This window comes from Dactylosporangium sp. CA-233914, from assembly GCF_050942935.1.
Classification (GTDB): Bacteria; Actinomycetota; Actinomycetes; order Mycobacteriales; family Micromonosporaceae; genus Dactylosporangium.
On the sequence record NZ_CP192030.1, the window covers coordinates 9,665,147 to 9,681,310 of the forward strand.

At 72.8% G+C, this 16,164-nt stretch carries 14 protein-coding genes; 4 read left to right on the forward strand and 10 right to left on the reverse strand.

The window, feature by feature from the left end; genetic code table 11:
- Window positions 1-137 precede the first annotated feature (137 nt).
- Window positions 138-1,736, forward strand: a complete 1,599-nt coding sequence (locus ACQPY0_RS42870; protein WP_432974387.1) for an alpha/beta fold hydrolase — start codon at window positions 138-140, stop codon at window positions 1,734-1,736.
- A 22-nt stretch (window positions 1,737-1,758) separates the two neighbouring features.
- Here ACQPY0_RS42870 and ACQPY0_RS42875 read toward each other — a convergent pair whose 3' ends face one another.
- The 4 genes from ACQPY0_RS42875 to ACQPY0_RS42890 all read right to left on the reverse strand — a co-directional run bounded on the left by ACQPY0_RS42875 (window position 1,759) and on the right by ACQPY0_RS42890 (window position 5,023).
- The gene (locus tag ACQPY0_RS42875; protein WP_432995595.1) at window positions 1,759-2,358 is read right to left on the reverse strand and encodes a response regulator; all 600 of its coding nucleotides are present in this window, start codon (window positions 2,356-2,358) and stop codon (window positions 1,759-1,761) included.
- A gap of 71 nt (window positions 2,359-2,429) precedes the next feature.
- Window positions 2,430-3,626, reverse strand: a complete 1,197-nt coding sequence (locus ACQPY0_RS42880; protein WP_432974389.1) for a sensor histidine kinase — start codon at window positions 3,624-3,626, stop codon at window positions 2,430-2,432.
- A gap of 93 nt (window positions 3,627-3,719) precedes the next feature.
- Complete coding sequence (locus ACQPY0_RS42885) at window positions 3,720-4,658, reverse strand: M56 family metallopeptidase (protein WP_432974391.1); 939 nt, start codon at window positions 4,656-4,658, stop codon at window positions 3,720-3,722.
- Window positions 4,655-5,023 (reverse strand): BlaI/MecI/CopY family transcriptional regulator, encoded by a 369-nt coding sequence (locus ACQPY0_RS42890; RefSeq protein WP_432974393.1) that lies wholly within the window; start codon window positions 5,021-5,023, stop codon window positions 4,655-4,657. Before ACQPY0_RS42890 ends, ACQPY0_RS42885 begins: the two co-directional genes overlap by 4 nt.
- 86 nt (window positions 5,024-5,109) lie before the next feature.
- On the opposite strand from ACQPY0_RS42890, the gene ACQPY0_RS42895 reads away from it, so the two are divergent.
- Genes ACQPY0_RS42895 through cydD form a run of 3 tightly spaced genes read left to right on the forward strand, consistent with a single transcriptional unit; the run spans window position 5,110 to window position 11,037 of the window.
- A complete protein-coding gene (locus ACQPY0_RS42895; protein ID WP_432974395.1) occupies window positions 5,110-6,558 on the forward strand; it encodes a cytochrome ubiquinol oxidase subunit I in 1,449 nt (482 codons plus the stop codon).
- A gap of 10 nt (window positions 6,559-6,568) precedes the next feature.
- Window positions 6,569-7,585, forward strand: coding sequence for a cytochrome d ubiquinol oxidase subunit II (cydB, locus tag ACQPY0_RS42900; protein WP_432974397.1), 1,017 nt, complete (start codon window positions 6,569-6,571; stop codon window positions 7,583-7,585).
- Window positions 7,582-11,037: a thiol reductant ABC exporter subunit CydD gene (gene cydD, locus ACQPY0_RS42905; RefSeq protein WP_432974399.1), complete on the forward strand. Its 3,456-nt coding sequence runs from the start codon at window positions 7,582-7,584 to the stop codon at window positions 11,035-11,037. The genes cydB and cydD overlap by 4 nt, the downstream gene beginning before the upstream one ends.
- 19 nt (window positions 11,038-11,056) lie before the next feature.
- On the opposite strand, the gene ACQPY0_RS42910 is transcribed toward cydD, so the two are convergent.
- The 6 genes from ACQPY0_RS42910 to ACQPY0_RS42935 all read right to left on the reverse strand — a co-directional run bounded on the left by ACQPY0_RS42910 (window position 11,057) and on the right by ACQPY0_RS42935 (window position 16,149).
- Window positions 11,057-11,956, reverse strand: coding sequence for a hypothetical protein (locus ACQPY0_RS42910; RefSeq protein ID WP_432974401.1), 900 nt, complete (start codon window positions 11,954-11,956; stop codon window positions 11,057-11,059).
- Window positions 11,957-12,191: 235 nt separating this feature from the next.
- Window positions 12,192-12,944, reverse strand: a complete 753-nt coding sequence (locus tag ACQPY0_RS42915; RefSeq protein WP_432974403.1) for a glutamine amidotransferase — start codon at window positions 12,942-12,944, stop codon at window positions 12,192-12,194.
- Window positions 12,941-13,330, reverse strand: coding sequence for a carboxymuconolactone decarboxylase family protein (locus ACQPY0_RS42920; protein ID WP_432974405.1), 390 nt, complete (start codon window positions 13,328-13,330; stop codon window positions 12,941-12,943). Before ACQPY0_RS42920 ends, ACQPY0_RS42915 begins: the two co-directional genes overlap by 4 nt.
- Complete coding sequence (locus ACQPY0_RS42925) at window positions 13,327-13,920, reverse strand: amino acid synthesis family protein (RefSeq protein ID WP_432974407.1); 594 nt, start codon at window positions 13,918-13,920, stop codon at window positions 13,327-13,329. The genes ACQPY0_RS42920 and ACQPY0_RS42925 overlap by 4 nt, the downstream gene beginning before the upstream one ends.
- Entirely contained in the window at window positions 13,917-14,522 is a 606-nt protein-coding gene (locus ACQPY0_RS42930; RefSeq protein WP_432974409.1) for an amino acid synthesis family protein, read from the reverse strand. Before ACQPY0_RS42930 ends, ACQPY0_RS42925 begins: the two co-directional genes overlap by 4 nt.
- Window positions 14,523-14,538: 16 nt before the next feature.
- Window positions 14,539-16,149 carry an amidohydrolase gene (locus ACQPY0_RS42935; RefSeq protein WP_432974411.1) on the reverse strand — a complete coding sequence of 537 codons (1,611 nt, stop codon included), beginning with the start codon at window positions 16,147-16,149 and terminating at the stop codon, window positions 14,539-14,541.
- Window positions 16,150-16,164 lie beyond the last annotated feature (15 nt).

Sequence of the window (16,164 nt, forward strand, 5' to 3'; positions counted from 1 at the left end):
AGATGTCCGCGACAGACTTCGGTCTGGTGTGCGATGACCCGCGCACGCAATGCGCCATAGCGTTTTGCGGCGGCCTTCCCGCCGCGTCCGCGCTGGTTCGCGCGGACCTCGTCAACGTTTGGAACGGGCAGGTCACGATGAACCAATCCAGGACCGCGGCGAACCGACATTTCGGCGGCCGCTGGATCTTGTGGATCGCGTTGCTGGCCGCGGTCACGGCCGTGGTCTCGGTTGGGTCGGCTCGTGCCGGCACCGGCGGTGGCGCTGAGCCAGGCCAACGACCCACGTTCGAACGGCAGAGCATTGCGTGGCACGCCTGCGCGACCGGGCCGGATGACGAGACCGGCGCGGCGCTGGCGGCCGCCGGCGCGCAATGCGGCGAGATCCGGGCTCCGCTGGACTATCGCGATCCCGGCGGCCGGACGATCACGGTCGCGCTGGCCCGGCGCGTGGCCACGGACACCGCGCACAGGCTGGGCACGCTGATCGTCAACACCGGCGGGCCCGGCCCGTCCCGGGACGGAGTGACCGCCATCGCGGTGGGGCTGCCGGGGCTGTCGCCGCGCGGCGCACCGAACGTCGCGGCCCGCTACGACCTCGTCGGGATCGACCCGCGGTTCTTCGGGCTGAGCACCCCGCTGGAGTGCGGCTGGCCCACCAATCTCGCCCTGCGCGCCAGGCAGTTCGCCGCCCCCGACCAGCGCAGCTTCGAGGCGAGCGTGGCCAACGCCAAGGAACTGGCGGCGCGCTGCACACCCTACGGCGATCGGCTGCCGTTCGCCTCGACGCGTCACATCGCCCGGGACATGGACCTGGTGCGCGCCGCCCTCAACGAACCCCGAATCTCCTACCTCGGCTGGTCCTACGGCACCTATCTCGGCGCGGTATACCTGCAGATGTTCCCGGACCGGGTGGACCGGATCGTGCTGGACAGTGCGCTCGACCCCGGCATCTACGGCCCCGGCCTGACTCGCCCCCTCGGCGTGGCGGACGCCGCCGCGCTCGAGGACTGGGCGGCATGGGCGGCGCAGCGCAACCGCCAGTACGGTCTGGGCGCCACCACCGAGGCGGTGCTGGCCGGCGTCGAGCGGATCTATGCCGCCGCTCGCCGGCGCCCCCTGCAGGTAGGCTCCCACCAGGTCGAGGGAAGCGAGATTGCCGGGCTGTTGCTCACCGTCGAGGACACCGACGCCGCCTACGCCGGCTTCAGCGCCAAGGTCCGCAACCTGCGCGACGCCGCGAACGGCGTGAGCGTCACCCCGAGCTCCGACCTCGACCAGACGCTGGCCCTCTACGCCAGTACCGACGTGCTTGCCGAGCTCGGCATGAGCGCGACCACCGCCAACCAGTGCGCGGAGCGCCCGGCCTCGCGGGACCCGAAAACCTACTGGCGCGACATCCGCGAACACCTCGCGACCGAACCGCTTTACGGACCGCTGTTCCGCAACATCACCCCGTGTGCGTTCTGGCCGACGAACCCGATCGAGGCGGCGACCACGGTCGACAACAACCACCCCGCCCTGATCGTCAGCGCCGGCGGCGACCCGGTGGCGGCGTACTCGGAACAACTCGCCATGCACGCTGCCCTGCACGGCTCCCGCATGCTCACCCTCGCCGGTGCGTTCCGGCACGGGGTGTACCTGGCGGACGGCAACGCCTGCGTCGATACCGCCGTGGAGCGCTACCTGCTCGACGGTGTGCTGCCGGCCGGCGACCGCACCTGCACGCGCAGCTGACCGGTGTGGTCCGGCCCCCGACCTACCGCTCGCCGGGCCGGACCACCCCCGCCTCGTACGCCAGGACCACCGCCCGCACCCGGTCCCGTGCGCCCAGCTTCGCCAAGATCTGGCTGACGTGGGTCTTCACCGTGCCCTCCGTGACGTTGAACCGCTGGGCGATCTCCGCGTTGCGCCATCCGCGGGCCATCGCGGTGAGCACTTCCCGCTCCCGTGCGGTCAGCGCGGCCATCAGCCGCACGGCGTGCGGGTCGAGGGCCGGCGCGAGCTGGTCGAGCAGACGACGGGTCGTCGACGGCGCGAGCACCGCGTCGCCGGAGTGCACCGCACGCAACGCGGTGAGCATCTCCTCCGGCGGCGCGTCCTTGAGCAGGAAGCCACTGGCACCGGCCCGGATCGCCGCCACCGCGTACTCGTCGAGGTCGAACGTGGTGAGCACGACGACCTTGGGCGGTGAGGGCAGCGCTTGGATACGCCGGGTCGCCTCGATCCCGTTCAGCACCGGCATCTGCACGTCCATCACGACCATGTCCGGCCCCGACACCCGCGCCTGGTGCACCCCGCTCAGCCCGTCGCCGGCCTCGCCGACCACCAGCAGGTCCGGCTGCGAGTCGATCACCATCCGGAGCCCAGCGCGCAGCAGCGCCTGGTCCTCGACCAGCAGCACCCGCACCGGCCGCACCGCCGAGCCGGTCACCGCGGCACCGGAATCCGGGCGCGCAACGCCGCCCCACCGCCCGGCCGGGCCGCCAGGGTCACCGTCCCACCGAACGCACAGACGCGCTCGCGCATGCCCGCCAACCCGTAGCCGGCGCCGGACGACGCGTAGGCCGGACCCCGTCCGTTGTCCAGCACGTCGATTTCCAGCAACCGCCGGCTCCAGCGCACCGCGACCTCGGCACATGCGTCCGAACCAGCGTGCTTCATCACGTTGGTCAATCCTTCCTGAACGATCCGGTACGCCACCAGCGACAGCCCGGGCTCCAGGCTCGCAGGCGGCAGGTCCAGGGTCAGGTCGACCGCGAGCCCGCCGACCCGAATCCGCTCCACGAGACCGGGCAGGTCATCCACACCGGCCTGGTGCGCCTCGAAGCCCTCGGGCCGGCCGGCGGACTCGTCGCCGTCGCGCAGCACACCCAGTGCCCGGCGGGTCTCCGACAGCGCGCGCCGTGCGTGCTCACCGATCGCGGCCAGCGCCGCAGCCGCGGCCTCCGCCGTTGCGGCGTACCGGCCACCATCGGCCTGCGCGATCACGACCGCGAGCGAATGCCCGACCACGTCGTGTATCTCCCGGGCGATCCGGGTCCGCTCACCGAGAACGGCCAGCCGGGCCTGCTGATCGCGCTCGATCTCCAACAGCCGTGCCCGCTCGGCGAGCGCATCGACCTGGCGGCGCCGCACACACTGCAGGCTACCGATCGCCCACGCCGCCAACCCGCTGCTCGCGAAGAAGGCACCCACCAGCAGATGCGCCCAGGCCGGGCTCGGCAGCAGGGGCAGCATCACCCCGGCGAGAACCGCCTCGACCAACGCCACCGCCAAACCCGCCCAGCCCGCCCACGCCCTCCCGTACGCCGCGGCGGCGTGTATCGCGATCGGCACCGCGACATCGGCCGGCAGCGCGCCGCTGCTGCCACCCACGGTCAACCACTGCAGCAGCATGACCGCGGCCACCGCCACCAGACACACCTCGGGACGCACCCTACGCAGCGCCAGCGCAGCCAACAGCAACAACGACAGCGTCAGATACCCGGCACCGGCCCGCGTCACCAACCCGAACACCGCACACGCCACGGCCAGCCCTACTGCAACCGCACAGTCAACGGCGAGGACCCGAGCACGCAGCCAGGCAACCAGCCGCTCGCCAGGCGTCGCATCCACCAAAGCCACGCCCCGACGATAGACACCCCGCAGGCCCCACGACCTCCGTCCGCAGGCAGAGGACAACACCGCCGCAGTACTCCTCCAGACGGAGCGACCCGGTCACAGCGGCCAGGTTCGCAGTGCCTGATCGAGCCAGGGCACGACCAGCACCACGGTCGGCAGCACGAGGATCGCCGCGGCGACGGCGTACACCGCGATGCTGAGCCGCAAGTCCGGGCCTGGGGCGCCGGGAGCGAGCCGGTCGAGTCGCCACTGGCGCTCCCGCTCGACGTCGCGGCCTTGACCATCCGGCTCGATGTCACCCATGAGCGCGTCGGCGGAGCCGCCGAGCGTGAGCAGTGCGCCGCACAGGGATGCGGTGTCGTGCCGGCGGCCGGCGACGTCGTCGGCGCAGGCCTCCAGCAGGAGGTGCACGGCGTCGAGTGGGGCGCGGCTGCGCAGCGGGCTCGGCACGGCCCGGTAGAAGGCGGTGAATGACTCGAGCACGATGTCGTGGCGGGCACGCAGGTGGGCGCGTTCGTGCGCCAGGACCGCGGCGATCTGCTGCGTGGTCAGGACCCGCAGGGTGCCCTGGCTGAGCACGATGCGGGGCGATCGCCCGGGCAGGCAGTACGCGAAGGGCACGTTGCCGTCGAGGACGCGCAGCACGCCGGGCGGGACGTCCTCGTCGAACCGGCCGTGTTCCTCGACCCCGTGGAGCAGGTCGAGCAGGAGACGGTGCCGGGCGCGGCGCACCCGCGATCGGTACGCCACCTGCGCCAGGGACACCAGCAGGCGCAGGACGACAACGGCGGCGACGGCGAGGGCGACGACGAGCGCGGCGACCGTCAGGTGAGCGCCGGCGCCCACGGAGCGGACGAGTTCCTCCGGGCCGGCCAGGACCACGCCCAGGGCGCACAGGACGGCCGCGAGCGTGACGGCCTGCCAGAGCACGACCGCGGCGACGGGTGCCCGCGCGGTCCAGCGGGCCCGGGCCAGTGGCCCTGGCACGACCAGCGACAGGGTCAGGCCGAGCGCGCCGAGCAGGACTGCGGTCACCGGTTCTCGGCGGCCTTGAGTGCTGCGGCAAGCGCTGCCGCCCCGGCCGGGCCGACACGTCCGACGAAGTGCGCGAGGGCCGCGTCGCGGGCCGGGCCGTCGGGGGTGGCGCTGAGCACGTCGAGCATCAGCGCCGCGGTCATCTCCTCGCGGGTCTGGGTGGCCGTGTAGCGGTAGGCCCGGTCGGCCTTCTGCTGGGCGACGACACCCTTCTTGGCGAGGCGGTCGAGCACGGTCATCACCGTGGTGTAGGCGATGTCGCGGTGCCGGCTGAGCCGCTCGTGGACCTGCCGGACGGTCAGGGGGCCGTCCGCATCCCACAACTGCGTCATGACGTCCCGTTCGAGCGCTCCCAGTCCAGCCATGCCCCAAGTGTAAGCCAGGTTACGTAGCAGGTAGTACTACACCATGTAGTGTGTACTACAGGCTGTCGTATCAAGGACGGGGAATCATGGGGCTCGACGTGCTCGACCTGACCCGGCTGCAGTTCGCCGTGGTCACGATCTACCACTACCTGTTCGTGCCACTGTCGATCAGCCTGTCGGCGGCCGCTGCGGGCTTGCAGATCGCCTGGATGCGCACCGGCCACGACCGCTACCGGCAACTGACGCTCCTCGTCGGCAAGCTGCTGATGGTGACCTTCGCCGTCGGCGTGGTCACCGGCCTGGTACAGGAGTTCCAGTTCGGCCTCGCCTGGAGCGAGTTCGCCCGCTTCTACGGCGACGTCTTCGGCCCCACCCTGGCCATCGAGGGCATGCTCGCGTTCTTCCTCGAGGCGACCTTCCTCGCCCTGTGGTACTTCGGGTGGGACCGGCTCCCCCGCAAGGTCCATCTGGCCACGATCGTCGTGGTCGCGGTCGGCACCCTGCTGTCGGCCTTCATCATCCTGGCGGGCAACTCCTTCATGCAGCACCCGGTCGCCTACGAGCTCGACCCGGTCACCCGCCGTGCCCACCTGACCAGCTTCCGCGAACTGCTGTTCAACGAGGTCAACCTCGCCGCCTTCCCGCACACGGCAGCCGGCGCCGTCATGGTCGGCGGGGCACTGCTGCTGGCCGTCGGCGCGTGGCGGGCCTGGCCGCGGCGCAGCGCACCGGACGACGAGCAGCGGCATCGCGACGCGCCCGCGTTCGCCACGCTCGCCCGCCTCGGGGCCTGGATGACCCTGGCCGGCGGCGCGCTGACCGCGCTGACCGGTGACCACCTCGGCAAGGTCATCACCCGGGTCCAGCCGATGAAGATGGCCGCGGCCGAGGCCCTGTACTCCACGACCACCGGTGCGCCGTTCTCCGTGTTCGCGGTCGGCCGCCCCGGCGGCGGCGAGCCGTTCTTCAGCATCGAGGTGCCCCGGCTGCTGTCCATCCTCGCCACCGGCGACCCGAACGCCACCGTCGCGGGCATCAACGACCTGCAGGCCCAGTACGCCGCCGCCTACGGCCCCGGCAGCTACATCCCGATGATCCCGGTCGCGTTCTGGACCTTCCGCGCGATGATCGGCGCGGGGATGGTCGCGATGCTGTTCGCACTCGTCTATCTGTGGCGGACCCGGCGCGGCCGCACGCCCGCCCCTTGGCTGGTCCGGTTCGCGGTGCTCGTGCCGCTGCTGCCGGCGGCCGCCAACACCTTCGGCTGGCTGTTCACCGAGACCGCACGCCAGCCGTGGATCGCATTCGGGCTGTCCAAGGTCGCCGACGGCATCTCCCCCGGGCTCACCAGCGGCGAGGTGCTCGCCTCCCTACTCGCCTTCACCGCCGTCTACGGCATCCTCGCGGTCGTCTGGCTCCGCCTGGTACGCCACCTGAGCAGCCAGCCGCTGAGCAGCTCACGGTCCGCCGCGCAGCCGGACCCCGCAGACCCTGAAGGCCCCAGCACCGACGCCGACCTGGCCCTGACCTACTGAGGAGCACCCGATGGACCTGGTCACCGTGTGGTACGGACTCGTCGTGCTCTGCTGGGTGCTGTTCTTCGTCCTGGAGGGCTTCGACTTCGGTGTCGGGCTGCTCAGCCCGCTGCTCAGCCGCGACGAGCACGAGCGTGCCGCCGCCGTGCGGACCATCGGCCCGTTCTGGGACGGCAACGAGGTCTGGCTCGTCGCCGCGATCGGCGTCACGTTCGCGGCCTTCCCGCAGTGGTACGCCGCGCTGCTGTCCAGCCTCTACCTGCCCCTGGTCGCGATCCTGCTGCTGCTGGCCGGGCGCGGTGTGGCGCTGGAGTTCCGCGGTAAGCACGACGATCCGCGCTGGCGCCGCCGGTGCGACGAGGTGCTGGCCGGATGCTCCGCCGGTGTGGTGCTGCTGTGGGGTGCGGTGTTCACCGTGTTCGTCCGGGGTCTCGCGCTCGGCGCCGACGGCGAGGTCGTCGGTGGCGGGCTGCGGCGCACCGTGGCGCCGCTGCTGACGCCCGTCGCGGGACTCGGGGCGTTGCTGGCACTGGGCATGGCCGTGCTGCTCGGTGCGGCGTTCCTCGCGCTGCGTACCACAGGAGCGCTGCGGGCCCGCGCCGGCCGGCTCACCCGGCGCGTGGCCGCCGGTGGCGCTGTCGCCGGGCTCGTCGTCGCCGTGGTCGCCGCACCGGCCGGCGCCACGGTGACCGCGGTGGTCGCGTTGGCCGTGGCCGGCGCCCTCACCGGCATCGCGGTGCTGGCCCGGCGCACCTCCGCCGGGCGGGAGGCCCTCGCGTTCGGGCTCACGACGGCGGTGGTGGCTGCGGCGGTCGTCGCCGTGCTGACCGCGAACGGGCCCGTCGTGCTGCCCAGCACCTTGAACCCCGCCTGGTCGCTCACCATGGACGGCGCAGCCGCCGGTGACTCGGCGCTGCGGGTCATCAGCGTGGCCGGACTCGTCGTGCTCCCCGGGGTGCTCGTCTACCAGGCGTGGTCGTACCGGGTGTTCCGGCAGCGCGTCGCCAGCGACCGGATCACGACGTGAGCCGCACCACCCGCGGGCCGGTCGATCCGCGGCTGCTGCGCCACGCCCGCACGAGCCGCGCCGGGATCGCGGTGCTCACCGTCATCGGCGCCGCTCAGGCCGCCGCCACGATCGTGCTCGCCGTGGTCCTGGCCGGCGTCGTGGTCGCGCTCGCCGGCCCACATGCCGGTGACGGTACCGGTGGGCCCGCGCCGCTGCTGCTCGTCGCGCTCGCCGGGGTGTTCATCGCCCGGGCCGCGCTGGCGTGGGCCGGGCAGGTGGTGGCGCAGCGGACCGCCGCGGCCGTCACTGACGAGCTGCGCCGCTCGGTCCTGCACGCGGCGCTGCGCCGCGGGCCCGCCTGGGTCGCGGGCTTCGGCACCGGCCGGCTGGCCGCGGTGCTCACCGGCGGCCTCGACGCGCTGCGCCCCTGGTTCAGCGGCTACCTGCCCTCGCTGGTCGTTGGCGCGGTCCTGCCGCTGCTCGTCGTCGTCACGATGCTGCTCGTCGATCCGATGTCGGCGGTGATCGTCCTGCTGACCCTGCCGCTCGTGCCGCTGCTGGGTGCGCTTGTCGGCTGGGCGACGCAGCGCCGCGCGCAGGAGCGCTGGCAGGCCGCGGCCCGCCTCGCCGGACACTTCCTCGACGCGGTGCGCGGCATCGCCACCCTGCGCCTGTTCGGCCGGGCCGAACGGCAGGCCCGGGTGGTCGAGCGGATGACCGACCGGCACCGCGCGGCGACCGTCCGGGTGCTGCGCATCGCGTTCCTGTCCTCGACCGCGCTGGACCTGCTGGGTACCCTGTCGGTCGGTCTCGTCGCGGTCGAGGCGGGGCTGCGGGTGGCCGCCGGCCGGTTCGACCTCGGCCCGGCACTGCTGGTCATCCTGCTCGCACCGGAGGCGTATCGGCCGCTGCGCGAGGTCGCAGCACGCTTCCACGCCAGCGCCGACGCAAGTGCGGTCATCGCCGACGTCGACGAGATCCTGCTGCCCACCGGCGAGCGACCGGCATCGGCGGAAGCCCCCGCCGAACGACCCGCCGTGCTGGCGGCCGGCGTGCGGGTACGGCACGCCGGCGCTGTCGTCGACGCACTCCACCTGCCCGCCCTCACCGTCCACAGTGGAGAGTTCGTCGCGCTGTGCGGCCCGTCCGGCGCCGGGAAGACCACCGCCCTGCGCGTGCTCGCCGGACTGCAGCCGGTGCTCGCCGGCACCGTCGTGGTCACCGGCGGCCGCCCGCTGTACCAGTCACAGGACCCGACCCTGCCGCACGTGCGCAACGTGGCCGAGGCCCTGACCCTCGACGGTGAGCCACGCCCGGACGAACGGACCCTCATCGAGGCGCTGCGCACCGTCGGGCTCGACGCCGAGATCGCCGCCCTGCCCCACGGCCTGGACACCCCGCTCGGGGAACGGGGCCAAGGCCTGTCGTCGGGCCAGCGCCAGCGCCTCGCCCTGGCCCGGCTGCTACGGCAGGCCCGCACCGGCCCGTGCGTCGTCCTGCTCGACGAGCCCACCGCCCACCTCGACCCCGGCACCGAACAACTCGTCGTCGCGCAACTGCGGGCGATGGCGGACCGGGGCTGCGCCGTGCTCGTCGTCGCGCACCGGCCGGCGGTCCTCGCCGCCGTGGAGCGGTCCGTGCCGGTCGAGCCGCCCGCCGGCACCCGCCCGGCCACGGCACCCGAGCCCACACGTACCGGCGCCGGCGAACCCGCCACGGACGACCGCGGCACGGGCGGCGGCCGGATCGTACGGCTCGCCCAGGCTCTCGGGCGGCGGCCCGCGACGGCGGTCGCGCTGGGTGCGGCATCCTGGCTGGCCGGCATCACCCTCACCGGCGCGGCGGTCTGGCTGCTGGTCCGCGCGTCCAGCCTGCCGCCGGTCCTCACCCTGTCCACCGCGGTGGTCCTGGTGCGCGCCAGCGCCGTCGCCCGGCCGCTGCTGCGGTACCTGGAACGGCTGGTCTCGCACGAGGTCGGATTCGCGCGGCTGGGCGCCTGGCGCGCCAAGGCCTTCGCCGATCTCGTACCGCGCGTGCCCGGTCCCGCGCTCCGCCGCCGCGGTGACCTGCTCACCCGGGTCGTCGACGACGTCGACGCGCGCGTCAACGGTGTGCTGCGCGGACGCCTACCGGCCGCCGCCGCCTGGGTCGCGATCACCGTCACCGTCGCGGCCGCGGCGCTCGCGGCTCCCACGGTCGCCGCAGCCCTCGTCGCCGGGCTGCTCCTCGCCGGACTGGTCGCGCCACGGCTCGCCGCCCGCCACACGGCCCGGGCCGACGCCGCCACCAGCCGGGCGCGCGCCGAGATACACGACGCGGTCGTCGAGACTGTCGAGGGCGTCGACGACCTCGCCGCTCGAGACGCAACGGCGGCGCTCGCCGTGCCGGACCGGCGCAGCCGGGCCCTGTCACGCGTCGAGGCGAGATCCGCCGTCACAGCCGGCGCCGCGGCGGCCCTGGCACAGCTCGGCTGGGGCACCGCGGTCGTTGGCACCGCCCTCGCCGTGGCCACCGGCCCGTACCACGCCGAGCTCGCCGCCGTCCTGCTGCTCGGCGCCGTCGCGCTCGCGGAACCGGTACTGACCCTGCCGGACGCGGCCGTCGCACGCCGTGGCGCGGCCGGTGCCCGCCGGCGCCTCGAGGCGATCGCGGCCGAGCCCTGCCCGGCCCCACCGGCCACAGCGAACCCGCCGGCCGAAGCCCCGCCACTGTCCTGCGTGGACGTCACCCTCACCGGGCTCACCGCGGGCTGGGACCCACACCGCGACCCGCCGCTGCGGAACCTCGACCTCGACCTGCCCGCGGGGCGGCGGGTGGCCGTCCTCGGCGTCTCGGGCAGCGGCAAGTCGACACTCGCGGCCGTGCTCGTCCGCCTACTCACCCCGCGGCAGGGCCACGTCCGCCTCGGCGGTGCCGACCTGCAGACCCTGCCCGACGCCGCGGTCCGCCGCCACGTCGGGCTGGTCGGGGACGGCGCCGACCACGTCTTCGCCACCACCGTGCGGCACAACCTGCGCCTGGCCCGCCCGTCGGCGACCGACGACGAACTCCGCGCCGCGCTCGCCCGCGCCTACCTCGGACCGTGGCTCGACACCCTGCCGGCCGGGCTCGACACCTGGCTCGGCGAGGGCGGCACGACCATCTCCGGCGGGCAGCGACGACGCCTGGCCATGGCCCGCGCGCTGCTCGCCGACCCGGCACTGCTCGTGCTCGACGAGCCGACCGAAGGACTCGACGAGCCGGCCGCGGCCGCGCTCATGACCGACCTGCTGGCGGCGGCGTCGGATCGTACCGTGCTGCTGCTGACCCACCGCCGCGACGGCCTCGAGCACGTCGACGAGGTGTACGACCTCATCGACGGCCACCTGGTCCGGCGCGCCGAACGGAGCCGGTCCAGCTCATCCGTTCTGGCTGGTTCGCACCCGGAAGACGTGCAAAGCCCACCGATCCGCGCGGAGTACCTGGCGTAGTGGACGAAGGCAGCAGCGGTCAGGCTCCCGCCAAACCAAGGTCGTCCACGGCGAGAAGGGTGCCATCGTGTTCGAGCCACCAACGGCCGTTGCTGCCGTCGAGGATGGCAGCCGTCGTTCTGCCGCGTGGCATTCGGGGGGCGAGGAGCTGTCGGTCGTCGAGCCGGAGCAGGCGCTGTCGCCCTTTCCATTCGCCGGTGCGGAAGTTCGGCGTGAGGATCACGTATTCCCCGTCGGCGGTGAATCGGCCGTGGAGGCCGTGCTTTCCTGGCTGTCGCTTCCAGCCGGCTCGCTCCCACAGCCGTTCAGCGACTGATCCGTCCGACGCGATCGTCGCGACGGTGAAGAAGTCGGCTCCGTATCGGTTCATGGACCCGAGGTCCGAGCCTTCCGAACAGATCGTCAGCAGTCCGTCGCGTCGCAGGGACGCTGTGAGACTGACCGCGCGCTCGACGTCGTCATCGAAGGCATCGTCGCCGAACCGGTCGTGTGGGAAGTCGTCGGGGTGCAGCGGGCGCGGCGCGCTCGTCCACCGGGCCGTTCGATGGCCGGTGTCGAGTTCGAGGTCGGCGACATACCGACGCTCCTGGGTGAGGATGCCGTGACTGAAGACGACGGAGAAGGTCCCGTCGGCTGACACAGCGTTCCCGCCCTGCAGCCGCGGAGGAGGCGTCACCGCAGCGACCAGTTCGGCATCGGTGATCGGAATCCGATCCGCTTCCCGGCCGGGATCGGTGTGCAGCCAGAGCTCGGTCGGATCGGCGATGACCGCGCAGGACCCGCCATGCACAGCGAGGAGGAACGGCTCGTGATCCGCAAAGGTCTCGATCGTCAGGGCCGGAACTGGATCGAGCACGGCGTCCGCGCCCTGGAGCCAGACCAGCCGGCGGACGTAGCCTCCCGCCCCGTCCATGTGCACGCCGAGGACGACAAGTCCGCCATTCGGCAGGGCGGACCAGCCTTCGTGCCACCAGCCGGGTGGGAGTTGCCACATCCGACCGATTATTCCACGGGCCGATCGGCCGTAATCCGATTCAGATCCTGAGCGACGGGCCGGTCTGGGCGGGGCGAGGACCAGAGCGTGGTAGCCCGGGGCGCGGCTGTCGGAGGGATGCCGGAGCCGCCGTTGGGCGGTGTCCGGCATCCCAGGTGCGTCATGCCCCGATGCTCCAGGCAGCCATCTGCTGCCAGAGCCGGTTGTAGCCGCTCCACGACAGGAACTCGTGCGGCGCCCAGTGCGGGCCGCAGTCCGAGGTGAAGGCCACCGAGCGCCCGGCGCCGTAATGCCCGACCACGAGCAGCGGGTCGGCGCCGACGGTCGCCAGCACCTCGGCCTCGGGCTTGGGGGTGACGGCGTTGTAGCCGAGCAGCGCCGGCCAGGTCGCGTCGAGCCCGGCGACGGCCTCGTGGTCCTTGAGGGTCACCTCGGGCTGGACACCGGCGGGCCGCTCGACGCGGTCGTCGTACGGCGAAATCGTGACCGGCAGCGCCTCTTCGACCGCCGAGCCGTGGTAGCGGGCCTTGGCGTCGACGCCCTGGAACGTCAGGTAGCCACCCACCATGATCAGTCCGCCTCCGCCGGCGACCCATTCGCGCAGTGCCGCCAGACGGTCGAGGCGCGCCTCGGCGTACTTGAAGGTCCGCGGGTGCAGCAGCAGCGTGTTGGCGCCGATGTCGCTGAGGATCACGCAGTCGTACGCCCCGAGCTCCTCGGGTGTGGCGGGGAAGTCGGTGGCCGCGACGTGCGAGGGCTGGTAGGCGACGTCCCAGCCCCCCTCGAGCAGCGCGTCACGCAAGGCGCCGACGCCCTCCTCGTACTCGGTCGTGGTGAAGCTGTCGAAGCCCTTCTGGTGGATGCTGTGGACGGTCCAGGACTCACCGGCGATGAGCACGCGTTTGCGGGTCACGGGGTTTGGCTCTCTTTCGTGTGTTCGGTGATGGCCGCCGAGGCGACTCGGAAGGCGTCCACGCCCGCCGGGACTCCGCAGTAGACGGTGGCCTGCAGCAGCACCTCGCGGATCTGCTCCTCGGTGCAGCCGTTGCGCAGCGCGCCGATGACGTGGGCGCGCAGCTCGTGCGGCCGGTTCAGCGCGGTGATCATCGCCAGGTTGAGCAGGCTGCGGGTGGCGCGCGGGAGGCCGTCGCGGGTCCAGACGCCGCCCCAGCAGTACTCGGTGACGAACGTCTGGAGCTCGGCGGAGAACTCGGTCGCGTTGGCCAGCGCCCGGTCGACGTACGCGTCGCCGAGCACCTCCCGGCGCACGGCCATGCCCGCCTCGTACCGCTCGCTCATGCGGGCACGACCCGCGATCCCTCGTCGGCGTCCATTCCCGGCGGGCGGGCGAACGGGCGTCCCGCGTTGCACCCGGCGACGGCGACGACGATCTCGTCGGAGCGCGGCGCGTCGGGGATGGTGACGACCGTGGTGGCGTTGAACGAGCGCCAGCGCGGCTGGTTCTTGTGCCCGAGCGGCACGGTCACCGCAGCGCCGCAGGTCCCCCGCTTGCACGTCGAGGTCATGTACGTCTCGCCGCCGGCCAGGTCGCGCAGGACGTTGCCGAACCGCAGGGTCTGGATCAGCGCGGCGGACTGCTCGATCGAGGCGCCGTCGCCACCGAGGGCGGCCTTGCCGTACGACTCGATGTTCTCGTGGCCGCCGAACGCGTCGATGAGGCGGGGCACGATGAGCCGGCCGACCGCGGGCGCCCACTCGCGCACCTCGGGGTCGAGGTCGGCCACGTAGCCGCGCCCGTACCAGGGGTTCTTGACGACGGCCGCGACGACGACGGTGCGCCACGGGTCGCCCTCGATCGGCCGTCCGGCCTCGTAACGGGCGGTGTTGTCCAGCACGACGACCTTGCGCACGGAGAACGGGGCGGTCACTGGGACACTCCTTCGAGCAGACGAGCTTCGGCATCCATGGCGGCCTTGTCCTGGGCGCGGCTGCCGAGGCGGGCGAACGGCCGCGGCCCGGTGGCCCCGGCGAGGGCGATGACGATCTCGTCGGGGGCCGGCGACTCGGCCGGGACGATGTCGAACGACATGTAGTAGTCGCGCAGCGCGTCGTCGTCGCGGTGGGTGATCGGAACGGTGATGATCGCGCCGGCTGGGCCCCGGCTGTTGGTGGAGTAGATCAGGCCGGTCGAGCCGATCACCGAGCGTGCGCCCTTGCCGAATCGCGGCGTGTGGATGATGGCGGAGGTGTGCTCGATCTCGCCGCCGAGGCCGACGACGGCGGCCTTGCCGTAGGCCTGCACCTGGTCGGGGCCGCCGAGCGCGGCGCACAGGGCCTCGGCCAGGTGCACGCCGAGCTCCTCGCCGATCTCGAGCCCCGCGGACAGATCGGCGTCGGTGCCGGTGCCGTACCACGGGTTCTCGATCACGGCGGCGACGACCGCGGTGCGCCACGGCGTGTCCAGGACGCGGTCTTCCTCCTCGAAGAGGTCCTCGGTGTGGACGATGGTGTTGCGAATCCGGACGGGCATGCGGGTTCCTTTCTGCTCAGGAGTCGAGGGTGGAACGCAGGCCGGCGAACGCCTGGCCCTCGTGGCTGGGGAGGCCGTCGAGCAGGGTCAGCTCGGAGGTGATGGAGGTGATCTGCTCGTCGGGGACCTCGAAGTAGTCGTCGCTGAGCACGGCGAGATCGGCTTTCATGCCGCGGCGCAGGACGCCGGTCCTCGTCTCGTCGAGCCCGATCCAGGCGCTTCCGGCGGTGTACGCCCGCAGCGCCTCCTCGCGGGTGAGCAGTTGCTCGTGTGTACGGGAGGGGCCGCGGCCGCCGTTGATGCCGGTGACCAGCCAGTGCAGCGCGTGCCAGGGGTTGGCCGGGGCGGCGACCATCGCGTCGGTGCCGGCGCCCAGCGGCAGCCCGAGGTCGAGCATGGTGCGCAGCTTGGGTTGCTGGCTCACCCGCTCGGGGCCGAGGCGGGCGGCGAGATCGGCGGCGCCGGTGGACATCCAGTGCTGCACGGTGATGCCGAACCCGAAGCCCTGGATCCGCTTGAGGGTGTCCTCGCCGGCGAAGTCGGCGTGCGAGAAGGACATCCGCCGGGCCGCCGCGAACTGCGAGCGCGGGATGGTGTCCCAGACGTCGAGGATCTGGCGGATCGCGTTGTCGCCGACCGCGTGGATGTTGATCGCCCAGCCGCGGTCGATCGCGCGCAGCGTCATCTCGCGTAGCTCGGCGCGGTGAACGGCTGCGAGCTCGAGGTCCTCGAGACCGTCGGCGTCGTACCAGGAGTGGCTCATGATCTCGCCGATGCCGACCACCCGGAGCAGGTCGTCGCCGAAGCCGGGGCGGACGTATGCCATGGTGTTGTCGAACTCGCTGGTCTCGTCGTCGCCGAAGACGTGCGTGTAGAGCCGCACGCGCATGTCGAGGCCGCCGCGGCGGTGCAGCTCGTAGAGGCCGCGGTAGGCGTCGACGCCCATCCGGGATCGGCCGCCCATGTCGACCACGCCGGTCAGGCCGAGCGCCGCCAACTCGGCGACCAGAGTGCGGGTGGAGCGGATCTCCCGCTCGACGTCGTCGATCATGGTGTACCGCAGGCAGTGGTTGAACTGCGGGATGCCGCTGATGACGCCGTCCTCGGCGGTGACGCCGCAGATCTTCATGGCCGGGGTGTTGAGCGTGGCCCGGGTGTAGATCTCCTGTGCGTAGACCGGGTTGTCCGGCGCGGCGGCGTCGAGCTCCGCTCGCGACGGTGCCCGGCCCTCGGCGAACTGGAACGGGTGCCAGCCTCCGAGTACGGTGATCCACTCTCCCGGCTTGCGGTTGCGTGCCGCCGTGCGGATGATCTCCAGGGCCTGCTCGACGGACTTGGCGTCGTCCCAGCGGGCCTCGTCGATCCACGCGCGCCCGGCCCGCACGAAGTGGATGTGCGAGTCGTACAGGCCGGGGATGACCCGCCGGCCGCCGAGGTCGACCACGGTGGTGTGCGGCTGGACCAGTTCGCCGATCTCGTCGGCGGTGCCGGTCGCCGCGATGCGGTCGCCGCGGATCGCGAGCGCCTCGACCGCTTCCGGGCCGTGACCGCCGGCGGTGATCCGGCCGTTGAGCAGGACCAGATCGGCGGGTCCGCGCAGGCTCGCGCCCGCATGGTTGCGTGTCATGCGTAACTCCTCAGT

Excerpts from the sequence above, each read along its gene's own strand:
- ACQPY0_RS42895 (WP_432974395.1), top strand. The coding sequence starts at position 5,110 with ATGGGGCTCGACGTGCTCGACCTGACCCGGCTGCAGTTCGCCGTGGTC.
- ACQPY0_RS42875 (WP_432995595.1), bottom strand. The coding sequence starts at position 2,358 with ATGGTGATCGACTCGCAGCCGGACCTGCTGGTGGTCGGCGAGGCCGGC.
- cydB (WP_432974397.1), top strand. The coding sequence starts at position 6,569 with ATGGACCTGGTCACCGTGTGGTACGGACTCGTCGTGCTCTGCTGGGTG.
- ACQPY0_RS42920 (WP_432974405.1), bottom strand. The coding sequence starts at position 13,330 with ATGAGCGAGCGGTACGAGGCGGGCATGGCCGTGCGCCGGGAGGTGCTC.
- ACQPY0_RS42870 (WP_432974387.1), top strand. The coding sequence starts at position 138 with ATGAACCAATCCAGGACCGCGGCGAACCGACATTTCGGCGGCCGCTGG.
- ACQPY0_RS42930 (WP_432974409.1), bottom strand. The coding sequence starts at position 14,522 with ATGCCCGTCCGGATTCGCAACACCATCGTCCACACCGAGGACCTCTTC.
- ACQPY0_RS42890 (WP_432974393.1), bottom strand. The coding sequence starts at position 5,023 with ATGGCTGGACTGGGAGCGCTCGAACGGGACGTCATGACGCAGTTGTGG.
- ACQPY0_RS42935 (WP_432974411.1), bottom strand. The coding sequence starts at position 16,149 with ATGACACGCAACCATGCGGGCGCGAGCCTGCGCGGACCCGCCGATCTG.